The following is a 12,448-nucleotide window of genomic DNA, read 5'->3' as shown; positions in this document are numbered from 1 at the left end:
CACGACTTTCCCGGGGCAAGGTGGCCCGAAGGCCCACCCTACCTGCTGGTTGAGGGGTAGGGTGGGCTTCAGCCCACCGCTGCGTTCAGAGCTTGCCTTCGTCTTCGAAGGTTTCGGTCCAGTCCTCGATCAGCTTATCGAGGGCTTCCTTAGCCGTGCCCTGATCCGCGACCACGTAATCGTGGATGCGTTTCTGCATGGCGAGCAGCAGTTCAGCGTAGGCCGGTTCCTGCCAGAAGTCCTGCACAGCACCCATGGCTTCGAGGAAATCACCCGCAAAGGGGGCGCTGTCCTTGAAAGTCGGGCTTTCGAGCACGGCATTGTGCGCCGAATAGCCGCCCAGATCCCACCACTTCTGCTGGACCGCCGGATCGGCAAACCACTTGATGTATTCAAGGGCGGCGTCCTGCTTGTCGGAGTAGGCGACCACGCTGATGCCCTGACCGCCCAGCGTGGAGCCGGCCTGGTTCTGTGGCGGGTTCACGAAGAAGTCGATCTTGTCACCGCCCGTATTCGGGTCGGCATAGAGGCCCGGGAAGAAGGCGAACCAATTCATCGCCATCGCGACCTGTCCCGATTTGAACGCGTCAAGCGACTCGCCCATGTAGGAGTTTGTGTAACCCGGCGGTGTCGCGGTCTCGTAGAATTCTTTGTAGAATTCCAGCGCCTCAACCGCTTCGGGTGAATTCACCGCCCCTTCCATATCGTAGGATCCGGGGGTGTTTTCGTATTTAAAACCCCAGGGATAGAGCGCGCCGGTCACGCCCATGGTGATGCCTTCCGAGCCACGCTCGGTGAAGATGGCGGCGCCATAGACCGTCTGGCCGTCGATCTCGCGTTCCTGGAAGAATTGCGCGATTTCGAGCAGCTCTTTCTGGGTCTTGGGTTCCGCCAATTCGCGACCCGTGGCCTCTTTGAAAGCCGCCTTGATATCGTCACGTTCGAACCAGTCCTTGCGGTAGAACCAGCCGTTGGCGTCCCCCATGGCGGGCAGGGCGTAGTAGTTTTCCGACCCCTTGGGCCATGTGGAATAGGCATAGACGGTGGCATCGGCAAAGTCGCCCATGGAGATGCCTTCGGCGTCAAAGAAGTCGTTCAGCTTGACGTAGTGGCCGTTCTCCGCGCCGCCGCCGATCCACTGGCTGTCGCCGATCAGCAGGTCGCAGAGGTTACCGCCGGAGTTCAGCTCGTTCAGCATCCGGTCGGCGAAGTTGGGCCAGGGAATGAACTCGAAGTTCATGCTATGGCCGGATTGCGCTTCGAATTCCTTGCTGAGTTCGACCAATGCGTTTGCCGGGTCCCAGGCTGCCCAGCAGAGTGTCAGATCCTCGGCCTGTGCGGATGCCCCGAAGCCTGCCGCGGCAAGGCTGAGGGCGCTGACGGCCGTCAGTTTCGAATATGTCATGTGGTACCTCCCTAGTGGTCCTTCCCGATCGATCCTCGCCGATTCGGTTTCCGGACGCCCCAACGCTAGTTGAGGGGCGTACCTCATGTCGACATATTTTTGAGGGGCGTACCTCAAAAATATCCTATGTCAATGATTCAATAAGACATTAACTTTTGTGCCACATCCTGTGGCAGCACAGGGTCATCCGGTTTTCCGTGTGGGTTTGTGCGGTTTTGCCGCCTTCGCTTGCCGTACGGGCGCAGAAATTTACCGAATCTATCCGGAGGCCACGCCGTTGTGGACGTGTTATTCCGGATCGCGAACGGGGCCGCGCAGCGCCTTGACCTCTCCACGCACTTTCTTGGCCTTCAGGCGGCGCTTCTTCGAGCCGAGCGTCGGTCTGGTTGCGATACGGCGCTTTGGCGGGACCAACGCCTTTTGAATGAGATCCGCCAGCCGCCGGCGTGCGATGTCGCGGTTTCGGGCTTGGCTGCGGGTCTCGTCACATTGGATGATGAGCGCGCCTTCGATGGTCCAGCGGCGTCCGGCGAGACGCTTCAGCCGCGTTTTCACCGGGCCCGGCAGGGAGGGGGACCGCGCGGCCTCGAACCGCAACTCCACTGCCGTGGCGACCTTGTTGACGTTCTGGCCACCGGGGCCCGAGGCCCGTACGAAGGTTTCCGTCAGTTCCCAGTCCTGAATACTGATCTCGTCTGTGATCTGCAGCATGCGCGCGTCATTCCCTTGCCAAGCGACCCGACACGCTGACCGAATTGCCAGAGGGGTCCTTGGCGTTTGCAAATACATACCCATCTGCCGTGTGCAGTGGGCCAAAGTCCAGACCCGCAGCGGCGCGCGCCTCGCAGAAGGCTGCGACATCCGGCACGGTAAAGACCAGTTTCACGGCGGCTTGACCCTGCCGCGCGCCCTTGGCTGCCGGGTGCAACAGCAAGATGGTGCCCTGCGATTTTGGGCGCAGTTCGACGATCCGGTCGCCCGGCTTATCTCGTCGCGTGTAGTCGAAATGGTCGCAATAGAACGCGGCCATGTCATCGACGGCCTTGGTGTAGAGGATCAGGCTGGCAAGCATAGGTGACATGGCGGTCTCCTCGGATCAGCGGAACGAAAAAGGGCCGCACGTTGCGGTGCGGCCCAATCGAATGGTTTCAGGAGGGGGATCGGTTAGACCGATGTCCACTCGGGAGTTCTGCCCGTCAAGGGCTGCCTCAGCAGGCGACCTCCAAAGCTGTTCCGACACCTCGCTCCAATACCTTTCTTGACACTGGATCACCTCCTTTACCTATCTGTTGACGTTGACAGAATCGTCGCACAGGTTTTGGAAATCACCAAGTGTTTTTTCGTTAACGGCGCGCCGCCGCCGGTTTGCGGCCTGCATGCTTCATTGTTCCAAAAATATGCAAACCCTCAGGCCGCAGCTGTCAGGCGCGTCGTAATCATGCGGAACGGAACCAGCGCAAGTAAGGCCAGAGACAGTTTCACCATCCAGTCCGCCACGGTGAGCGACACCCAGAGCGGCGCTGCAGGACCAAGCCCGAGGATCGGCAGGACCTCTCCGGCCCAGCTGACGTCATTGGCGGGTTCGATGAAGACGAGGCTGGCTGAGAAAGCGATGGTGAAGAAAAGAGCCGTGTCCACAGTGCTGCCGATCAGGGTGGAGGCCAGCGGCGCGCGCCACCAACGCCCGTCGCGCAGGGCCGAGAAGATCGCCACGTCCAGCAGTTGCGCGGCCAGGAATGCGATACCGGAGCCAAGGGCGATGCGCAGGGTCACCAGCGGGCCGAATTCGCCCATGATCTGAGTGCCAATGAGCGAACAGACCAGCCCGACGATGAAGCCTACAAGGACCACGCGGCGCGCGGGTCCCGCCCCATAAACGCGGTTCATCACATCCGTCACCAGAAAGGCGAGCGGATAGGTGAACGCGCCCCAGGTCAGCCATTGGCCAAAGAGAAACTGAACGAGGATGTTGGAGGCAACCACGATGGCGGCCATGGCGAGAATGCCGGGGAGGTGAGCGCGTGTCATTTGATGTATCCGTTTTGACAAGGGTGCGGCACTTGGTCGGACCTTATGGCCGACGGGCGGTCTTTAGGCGCAAAGGCGCAGGCGCGCAAGTCAATCGTTGAGCCTGTACTCGGTAATCTCGGTGGGCAGGATCCACAGGAAATTGTCGTCGGAGATCATCGTGAGATGGATGCGACCGGTCTGATCCGCCCAGACGGCCAGCCCTTCGAGGTTACCATGCCTGCGCTGCGGTGTCTCCAGCACGGTTTCTATGTCTTCGATGCCGGTGGCCGTGATCGTCATAACCCGAACCCGACTGCGGAACCCCAGCCAGTGAAACGCGCGCTCCAGAAGGTAGAACCGGCCATCGGGGCCAAAGTCACCGCCAACGGGGTGGTAATCACCATCGACCGGTAGCGTGAACGGCTGGCGCCAGTCTTCGTTTGGCGTGCGGCGATAGACCAATGCGTCCGTCGCCCCGTATTGCACACCCTCCGGCAGGGTGAAGAGGACATTTCGCCCGTCAATGGCCAGTGCTTCCAGACCTCTGTTCACATGCAAAGCGCCCCACGCCCGCGTGGAGGACGGTGGCTCTGGACCCGCGTCCCACGCCGGATATTCCACGACCCGTTGTGCGCCCTCGAAAGAGACAAACAGATGTCCGTCGGCGTTCAGGGCCAGCCCCTCGGCATCGTTGTGGGTGGCCCCGGGTATTACATCCTCCGGGCCTACGAGTGGTTTGTGGGCTGCGATCTCTGTCTGCGTGATCTGGCCGCTTGTCCGTTGCAGGCGCCCCTGCACAAGATAGCCCTTATCGGTCGCGGCATAGAACATCTGCCCGTCATCGGTAATCTCGATGCCGGAAAACCCGCCGAACCAATCGGCCTCATGCGTCCAGCGATGGGTCGAGACATGCTGCGCAGGCTGATCCTCAGGTGCCACCACCGGCGGACCGGGGGGCGGCAGGGTGAAGAACAGCAGCGTGACGCCCAGAAGGCAAAGGGCGACTACTGCAAGACTTGTGCGCATTGTTGGGGCAAATCGGCGAGCAATATCTGCCGCTTGGGTCTGGGAGGTGGCGCGTTGGGATCAGGCGGGGGCGGGTTCAGAATGTTGTTCACCCAGGCCTGCGCATCGGCACAGCCGTCGCCTGCCGGGGGCGCGGCCTGATCAATGCAGCCTTTCGCGCCGGAGGGACAGGCAAGCCGGACGTGGAAGTGGTAGTGGTGGCCGTACCAAGGCCGGATTTTGCGCAGCCAGCTGCGGTCGCCCGTGGCATCCTTGCACATTTGCACCTTGGCCCCGGGAAAGATGAAAATCCGGGCCACGCGCGGGTCCGAGGCGGCAGCTTTCAGAATTTCGTGGTGCTGGCGGGTCCAGTTCTCGTTCACGAAGGCTCCCTTGTTACGGCGCAGGGAGATGGACGAAATGCTCTCACGCTGGGCGACGGAAAGTGCGAGATTATCTGCCGGGCGCAGCCAGATATCGGCGTCCAGACCAATCTGGTGACTGGCATGACCCGACAGCATGGGCCCCCCGCGCGGCTGGCTCAGATCGCCCACGTAAAGGCCGTTCCAGCCTGGTTGTTGCGCCGCTTTGCGGCTGAGATCCATCACGTAGTCGACCGTTGCAGGATGCGCCCAGTTGCGATTGCGCGACAGGCGCATGGCTTGCCACGTGGGGCCGGTTTCAGCCAGTTGCGCGGCGCCTGCGACACAGCCCTTGGCATAGCTGCCGAACGGCGCGGGCGTGCCGGGCGACCCGCTCCGCTTTGCGCCGAAAAGCTGCTTGGCCGGTTGATTGCTTTTCGCGTGGCCGGATGTGCCGATGGTCGGCAGGATCGCAGAGGCCTGTGGTGTCGATTGCGGCGTGCCATCCGAGCAAGCGGCCAGTCCCAACAGCAGGAGTGCAAGCATGGCAAAAGGGCGGAGGGTCATGTGCTGAAATCTCCTTTTGGCTTGACCCACGCTAACAGGATCAACCCTAGGATGAACAGCCCGATTATCGGCGTGACGCCGATTTGCTGTGATCCGCTGATGGCGGTGACGGTGCCGATCAATAAGGGTGCGAGAAAGCTCGTGGCCTTGCCGGACAGCGCGTAAAGACCAAAGGCTTCGGTCATGCGGTCCGGATTTGCCTGATGCACCATCATCGACCGGCTGGCCGACTGCAATGTGCCGCCCGCCGCGCCGATGAGGGCACCTAGGACATAGAAGGCGATATCGGGGGTGCGGCTGCCGGCCTCCAGCGCGATGCCAAAGACGCTGTCGCGGGATACAAAGACAATTGCGATGGCCACTCCAAGCAAGACGGTGATGGAGGTTTTGATCACCGCATTTGGGCCAAAACGGACGTCCGCCTTGCCGCCCAGCCAGGCGAAGAGCGCGCCGGTGATAATCGCAATGATGCCAAAGACGCCGGTGTCGACGACGGACCACCCCAGCACGCCCTGCGCGTAGATGCCGCCGAAGGCATACATGCCGTTCAGCGCGTCGCGATAGAACATTGAGGCGCCGAGATATGAGAAGAGTGACGGGGTTTTGGGTAGGCGGCGCAGCGTGGCGGCAAGACCCTTGAGTGCCTTCCCCACAGCACCCTTCGCGCTTTTCACGGGCTTTGGATCGCGCACCCAGACAAAAAACGGAATCATGAAAAGGATGTACCAGAGTGCGGTCAGAGGGCCGACAAACCGCGTCCCCTCCCGCAGGTCGGGATCAAGCCCGAAGACCGGGGGAATCCCGATGAAGGTCTTGCCGGTGGCCGCACTCTCCGCAAAGAAAAACAGCATGATCACAAGGGTGACCAGCCCGCCCAGATAGCCAATGGCCCAGCCGGTGCCGGACAGCCGTCCGATCTGGTCGCGTGGTCCCAGATCGGGCAGCATCGCATTGGTGAAGATGGTGGCAAATTCCATGCCGACGAGCCCGAGCGCAAAGAGAAAAAGCGTGAGCGGCAGATTGAAGCCCTCGGGGCTTGCCCACCACAGGCCGAAACTACCAACGACATAGAGCGCGGAGAAAAGCCAGATATAGCGCAGTCGATTGCCGGAGGAATCCGCCAGCGCCCCGAGAATGGGTGCCAGCAGTGCGATCGTGATCCCTGCCGCGCTGATTCCAAACCCCCAGGCGGCCTGTGCGCGGGCGCCGTCCTGCATCAGTTCTCCCACATAGGGGGCGAAGATGAAGGTGATGAGCAGCGTATTGTAGGGCTGGCTGGCCCAGTCAAAGGAGTACCACCCCCAGATGCGTTTGCGCGCGCTGATCATTGCTGTGCCCGTTCCTGCCTTGCGCAAGGTAGATCAGCCCGGTAGCGATCAGGCAAGTAAAGCTTTGGGCTTCATCAACCAACAGATGGCGCGCAGCCTTGCGTATCGCGGGTGGCTTGCTTAACTGGAGCAGACACAAAGAGAGGTTTGCCCATGCAATCGCTGTTCCAAATCGTGATGCTGCTGCTGGACGTGCTGTGGTTCATCATCATCGCGCATGTGATCATGAGTTGGCTGATCAACTTTCAGGTGCTGAATACGCGGCAGCAACTGGTTGCGCAGATCTGGTACGGGTTGAACCGTTTGCTTGAACCGATCTATGGCCCGGTCCGGCGAATTCTGCCGGCCATGGGGGGGATAGATTTGGCGCCTTTGGCGGTTCTGCTGGGGGTTGCGGTGTTGCGCATCGTGCTGATCAATAACGCGGGGCTTTTCCTCTGATTTCTTGCCTCCGGCGGGCATATTTTTGGAACAATGAAGCTTGGGGCTTGTTCACGAATCCTTAGTATGTGACTCTGCAAGAAAGAGCAGAGAACGCATAAAGGGACTTGGATGTCAGGCGCCGCCAGACTGTTACAGGACGTCTTTGGATTTGATGATTTTCGCCCCGGTCAGGGGGAGATTGTCGAGGCGGTGACCGCCGGCGAAAACGTACTTGCGATCATGCCGACCGGTGGCGGCAAATCCTTGTGTTTTCAATTGCCTGCCTTGCTGCGTGAGGGAGTCACCGTGGTGATTTCTCCGTTGATTGCCTTGATGCGCGATCAGGTGCGGGCGTTGCAGGAAGCCGGAGTGGCTGCTGGGGCATTGACGTCCGGTAACACGCCCGAAGAAACCGATGCGGTGTTCGAGGCCCTGGAGGCGCGCCGGCTGAAGCTTTTGTACATGGCGCCGGAACGGCTGGCGGCGGGGTCGGCCATCGGTTTGTTGCGACGGGTCGGTGTATCGTTGATTGCCGTGGATGAGGCGCATTGTGTGAGCCAGTGGGGTCACGACTTTCGTCCTGACTATTTGCGGATCGGTGCTTTGCGGCGCGATCTGGGGGTGCCGCTTGCAGCTTTCACCGCAACGGCGGATGCGGAAACCCGAGCGGAGATTGTCGAGAAGCTTTTTGACGGGGACGCGCCGCGCGCCTTCCTTCGCGGATTTGACCGCCCCAACATTCATCTGGCTTTTGCGGCCAAGGATGGCCCGCGCCGTCAGATCCTGGATTTTGCCGCCGCGCGCAAAGGGCAGTCCGGCATCGTCTATTGCGGCACCCGCGCCAAGACAGAGGCGCTGGCAGGGGCGTTGCGGGAGGCGGGGCATGCCGCGCTGCATTACCATGGCGGGATGGAGGCCGAGGATCGGCGCAATGCCGAGACCCGATTCCAGCGCGAGGATGGTCTGATCGTTGTCGCTACGGTGGCGTTCGGCATGGGCATAGACAAGCCGGACATCCGCTGGGTCGCGCATGCGGATCTGCCGAAGTCGATAGAGGCCTACTATCAGGAGATCGGGCGCGCGGGGCGGGACGGGGCGCATGCGGAGACGCTGACGCTTTTTGGTTCAGAGGACATTCGCCTGCGGCGCGCGCAGATCGATGAGGGGCTGGCCCCGCCGGAACGTCGTGCGGCGGATCATGCGCGCTTGAATGCGCTCTTGGGACTGGCCGAGGCCTTGGAATGCCGCCGCAAGACCTTGCTGGGGTACTTTGACGAAAGCAATGTCAGCTGTGGCCATTGCGATCTGTGTGATCGCCAGGCGGAGGTGTTTGACGGCACCACTGCGGTGCGCAAGGCGCTTTCGGCCATTTTGCGCACGGAGGAATGGTTTGGCGCCGGTCATCTGATCGACATTCTGATCGGCAATGAGACGGACAAGATACGTCAGCGTGGACATCAGGACCTGCCGACATTTGGGGTTGGCACCGAGTACGACCGGCGGCAATGGCAGGCGATTTTCCGGCAGATGATGGGGCATGATCTGGTGCGACCCGATCCGGAGCGGCACGGCGCGCTGCGCATGACGGACGCCGCTCTGCCAATTCTGCGCGCAGAGGCTGAGATTACCTTGCGGCGCGACAGTATTCGTGCCGCGGCAGCCACCCGGCGTCCGGCGGTCAAGGCGATGGTGTCCGAGGAAGATGCGCCTTTGCTCTCGGCATTGAAAGCAAAACGCCGCGCCTTTGCCGAAGCGGCCAAGGTTCCGGCCTATGTGATCTTTAATGATCGGACGCTGATTGAAATGGCGGAGATGCGCCCTCAGTCGTTGGATGAAATGGCGCGCGTCGGTGGGGTCGGTGCCAAGAAGCTTGAACGCTACGGTGATGCGTTTCTGGAGGTCATCGTCGGGGAGGCGCAGCAGATGCACCCCAGCCGCCGCAAATTGGCCGGACACACGGCCGGGTCGGTCTACGACCGGTTGCTGGCGGTGCAGGCGGATCTGGCACGCGGCGCGGATGGGGTGGAAAAACCGCTGAGCTGCTCCGCGTCCCTGCTGGCGAAGGTGGCGCAATTGCGTACCGCGGATCCGTCCGCGCTTGAACGGTTGCTGGGTGACCGACGCGCGGAAAGATTTGGGCCTGCTTTTCTGGACGTGTTGCGGCAGGCGAGCTAGATCGCGCGTCAGGCAATGTGGGTGCGTGGACACGCGATGGGGGATAAAAGATGTTGGTGGTCATTTCACCGGCCAAGCGGCTGGATTGGGCGAAGCGGGACGTTCGGGCAACCGCGCCCGATTTTCAGGAGGATGCAATCCGCCTGGTAAAGACCGCGCGCAATCTGACGCTCGGAAAGCTGAAAGGGCTGATGGACTTATCGGATGATCTGGCGCGGCTCAATCGGGACCGGTTTGCGGCTTTCGAGGAGGTTCCGGACGCGGAACGCACGCGCCCTGCCGCGCTTGCCTTTGCGGGCGATACCTATCAGGGGCTTCAGGCCGGGTCTCTGTCCACAGATGATATGAATTGGGCGCAGGATCATTTGCGCATTCTCTCCGGGCTCTATGGATTGCTGCGACCGCTGGATGCCATCCAGCCCTACCGGCTGGAAATGGGCAGCCGGATGAAAACCCGCCGGGGCCAAACCCTGTACGATTATTGGCGCGATGGATTGTCCAAGGCGTTGAATGCGCAAGCTGAGGCGGTGGGGGCAGAGGTTTTGATCAATTGCGCGAGCCAGGAGTACTTTGGGGCGGTTGCGCCCAAGGCCCTGAAACTGTGCGTGATTACACCCTCCTTCATGGAAGACAGGAAAGACGGCAAAGGCCCGAAAATCGTCAGCTTCTTTGCCAAGAAAGCACGGGGCGCCATGGCGCGATACGTGATCCAGAACCAATTGACAGACGACCAAGATCTTCAGGGTTTTGACTGGGAGGGATATCGCTATCGCGCTGATCTATCGGCCTCTGATGCGCCGGTTTTTATCCGCGATTACCCGGCTGCCTGACTGGGCGCGTCGCTGCGCGGCGGAACTGCCCCCGCCGGGCAGTAGTCCAGAATGTGTTGATGCATCTCTGCCTTGCGCACGGGTTTCGACATGTAATGGTCCAATCCCACCGCAAGAATATCAACGTTGTCCCCCTCCATCGCGTGGGCGGTCAGGGCGATGATCGGGACGTGCCGGCCTGTCTCTTCTTCCTTTTTGCGAATTTTCTGGGTCGCCTCCTTCCCATCCATGCGCGGCATGGAGATATCCATGAAGATCAAGTCAGGGTCGAAGGCGGTATGGGCCTCCACCGCCTCTAGCCCGTCATTGGCAAACTTCAGATCAACGTCGAAATCCTTGAGCATCTTGCGAAGGACCAGCTGGTTGGTCTTGTTGTCCTCTGCGGCCAATACACGCATCTTGCGTGGTTCGGCAGCGGGTGCTTCCTCGATTGCCGGTGCCGGGTCGTCCGCCGTTGCGGCAGCTGCATCACGGTGGGCAAAGGCTGGGTCCCCATCGTTCTCGACAGAGTCTTGCGTCTTACCCGGCGCATCGGGCCGCCCCTCCCAGGACGCGAGCCAGTGCAGCATGTCGCGGCGCGGATAGGGACGTTGCGAAATGACATCCACGTTTTCTCTTGCTGCATCTGCCTGCGCGTAGCCAACGTTTGAACTGAGCAGATGTATCGGCATGTTGTGTCCGGCATCCCGCGCGGTCTTGGCAAATTCGAGCCCGTTCATCTCGGGCATGATGTGGTCCGCCAGCACAAGATCCACGCTGCGATCCAGGAGCGCCAGAGCCGAGGCGGCGTCGGCGCAGGAAGTGACCTTGAGCCCCAATTGCTGCAATTGCAGGGAGAGCACTTCGCGATTTGGTTCGAAGTCGTCGATCACCATGACATGGCGCAGCCGTTCGGGCAGATCCGGATGTTCAAGCTGCATCCCGTCGGCTGCCTTGAGGGTGACCTCGAAGCCGAAACAAGACCCGACGCCCTCCTCTGATGTTAGCCAGACGCGGCCCCCCATCAGTTTCACCAGATGACTGGTAATCGCGAGGCCCAGCCCGGTGCCGTCAAACTGGCGATTACGTTCGTTTTCAACCTGGTTGAATTCGCCAAAGACGTGTTCGATCATATCTTCGGCGATGCCGATCCCGGTGTCCTCTACCGTCACAGAAAGAGCGATTTCTCCAGTGGCGTCGTCGGGCTCTCCCCGCACCTTGACTTTGACATGGCCTTTGGCCGTGAATTTGACGGCGTTGCCCATCAGGTTCGTCAGAATCTGGCGCATGCGTCCGCGGTCGCCCACAAACGACGAGGGTAGGAAGAGATCGTAATCCAGCATCAGATCCAGTCCCTTGTCCCGCGCGGAGGATTGCAGGAGCATGATGATCTCAAGCACGGATTGCTCCAGATCGAAGGGTTCAAGGTGCAGTTGCAACCGTTCGGCTTCGATCTTGGAATAGTCCAGCACGTCATTGATGATAACCAACAGCGCCTCGCCGGAATTCTTGATCGTATCGACATAAAGCCGCTGCTCTTCGGTCAGCGGCGTGTCCACAAGCACGTCCGCCATTCCGACAACACCGTTCATCGGGGTTCGGATTTCGTGGCTCATATTCGCGAGGAAGGCGGATTTTGCCCGGTTGGCGGTTTCGGCACTCTCGCGCGCGGCCTTGAGTTTCTTTTCGTATTCAACCGTCGCGGTGATGTTGAGACCCAGCGAAATGATGTCCCCATCCGGGCCCCGCTGGTCGATCACCTTGATGTATTCGCCATTCCACAGCCGGATGGTGACAGGTTCGGGCTCCGGGCTTTGAACCCGCTCAATCATCTCCTGACGCCAGGCCGCAGGGGTTTTATCGCCAACGTTGACGATACCCTCATCGGTTAACACCTGCAGGATCGTGACATAGCTGACCCCTGGCTTGATCTCTTCGAGCTTGTCGAAGACCGCAAGATACGACCGGTTGGCCATGATCATCTGCAGATCGGGCGTGAAGAAGGCAAAACCGTCATTGATGGTTTCGATGGAGTGCCACAGGCGTCGCTCCACCAGTTCGATTTTTTCGTGGGCTGCGGAAAGGTCGGATTTCACCTTTTGGTTTTCGTTGCGCACGGTCGCGACTTCGGCACGGGTTTCCACGATTTCATGGGACAGCGCCTTGGCATGTTCGCCAAGTTTTCGGTTTGCAGCAAAAAGCTCCGCCTGCTTCAGTTCAAGCAGGCGTTCTGCGGCTAGTCGTCCACGGCGCTCCTCTGCCAATCTGTTGGCGATACTCATCCGGCCACCGGCATTCTTCTGACCCTTTTGGCGGCACTGTCTACCGATGTGGTGAACATCTGTTTAACCGGAGCTTATCGGA

11 protein-coding genes are annotated in these 12,448 nt (G+C 60.5%); 3 read left to right on the top strand and 8 right to left on the bottom strand.

The window, feature by feature from the left end:
* Positions 1–85 precede the first annotated feature (85 nt).
* From ISX84_RS13730 to ISX84_RS13700, 7 genes are all read right to left on the bottom strand, one after another.
* Positions 86–1,405, bottom strand: coding sequence for an ABC transporter substrate-binding protein (locus ISX84_RS13730; RefSeq protein WP_195820950.1), 1,320 nt, complete (start codon positions 1,403–1,405; stop codon positions 86–88).
* Positions 1,406–1,693: 288 nt separating this feature from the next.
* A complete protein-coding gene (gene arfB, locus ISX84_RS13725; protein WP_195820949.1) occupies positions 1,694–2,116 on the bottom strand; it encodes an alternative ribosome rescue aminoacyl-tRNA hydrolase ArfB in 423 nt (140 codons plus the stop codon).
* Positions 2,117–2,123: 7 nt separating this feature from the next.
* Positions 2,124–2,486: a VOC family protein gene (locus tag ISX84_RS13720; protein WP_195820948.1), complete on the bottom strand. Its 363-nt coding sequence runs from the start codon at positions 2,484–2,486 to the stop codon at positions 2,124–2,126.
* A gap of 326 nt (positions 2,487–2,812) precedes the next feature.
* On the bottom strand, positions 2,813–3,433 hold the full coding sequence (locus ISX84_RS13715) for a queuosine precursor transporter (protein WP_195820947.1): 621 nt from the start codon (positions 3,431–3,433) through the stop codon (positions 2,813–2,815).
* A 90-nt stretch (positions 3,434–3,523) separates the two neighbouring features.
* The gene (locus tag ISX84_RS13710; RefSeq protein ID WP_195820946.1) at positions 3,524–4,441 is read right to left on the bottom strand and encodes an esterase-like activity of phytase family protein; all 918 of its coding nucleotides are present in this window, start codon (positions 4,439–4,441) and stop codon (positions 3,524–3,526) included.
* A complete protein-coding gene (gene mepA / locus ISX84_RS13705; RefSeq protein WP_195820945.1) occupies positions 4,420–5,349 on the bottom strand; it encodes a penicillin-insensitive murein endopeptidase in 930 nt (309 codons plus the stop codon). The genes ISX84_RS13710 and mepA overlap by 22 nt, the downstream gene beginning before the upstream one ends.
* Positions 5,346–6,677: an MFS transporter gene (locus ISX84_RS13700; protein ID WP_195820944.1), complete on the bottom strand. Its 1,332-nt coding sequence runs from the start codon at positions 6,675–6,677 to the stop codon at positions 5,346–5,348. Before ISX84_RS13700 ends, mepA begins: the two co-directional genes overlap by 4 nt.
* A 153-nt stretch (positions 6,678–6,830) precedes the next feature.
* Between ISX84_RS13700 and ISX84_RS13695 the strand changes: the two genes are divergently transcribed.
* The 3 genes from ISX84_RS13695 (at position 6,831) to yaaA (ending at position 10,105) form a co-directional block, all read left to right on the top strand.
* The gene (locus ISX84_RS13695; protein ID WP_195820943.1) at positions 6,831–7,118 is read left to right on the top strand and encodes a YggT family protein; all 288 of its coding nucleotides are present in this window, start codon (positions 6,831–6,833) and stop codon (positions 7,116–7,118) included.
* A 111-nt stretch (positions 7,119–7,229) separates the two neighbouring features.
* Complete coding sequence (gene recQ, locus ISX84_RS13690) at positions 7,230–9,275, top strand: DNA helicase RecQ (RefSeq protein ID WP_195820942.1); 2,046 nt, start codon at positions 7,230–7,232, stop codon at positions 9,273–9,275.
* A gap of 50 nt (positions 9,276–9,325) precedes the next feature.
* Positions 9,326–10,105 (top strand): peroxide stress protein YaaA, encoded by a 780-nt coding sequence (gene yaaA / locus ISX84_RS13685; protein ID WP_195820941.1) that lies wholly within the window; start codon positions 9,326–9,328, stop codon positions 10,103–10,105.
* Here the strand turns inward: yaaA and ISX84_RS13680 are convergent.
* On the bottom strand, positions 10,090–12,366 hold the full coding sequence (locus ISX84_RS13680) for a response regulator (RefSeq protein ID WP_195820940.1): 2,277 nt from the start codon (positions 12,364–12,366) through the stop codon (positions 10,090–10,092). The two genes, yaaA and ISX84_RS13680, sit on opposite strands and share 16 nt — an antisense overlap.
* Between the last annotated feature and the right edge of the window lie 82 nt (positions 12,367–12,448).

The organism is Roseobacter sp. MH60115 (assembly GCF_015644665.1).
Classification (GTDB): domain Bacteria; phylum Pseudomonadota; class Alphaproteobacteria; order Rhodobacterales; family Rhodobacteraceae; genus Roseobacter.
Note: the sequence above shows the minus strand (reverse complement) of the source record. Positions and strands in the feature narration are given on the sequence as shown.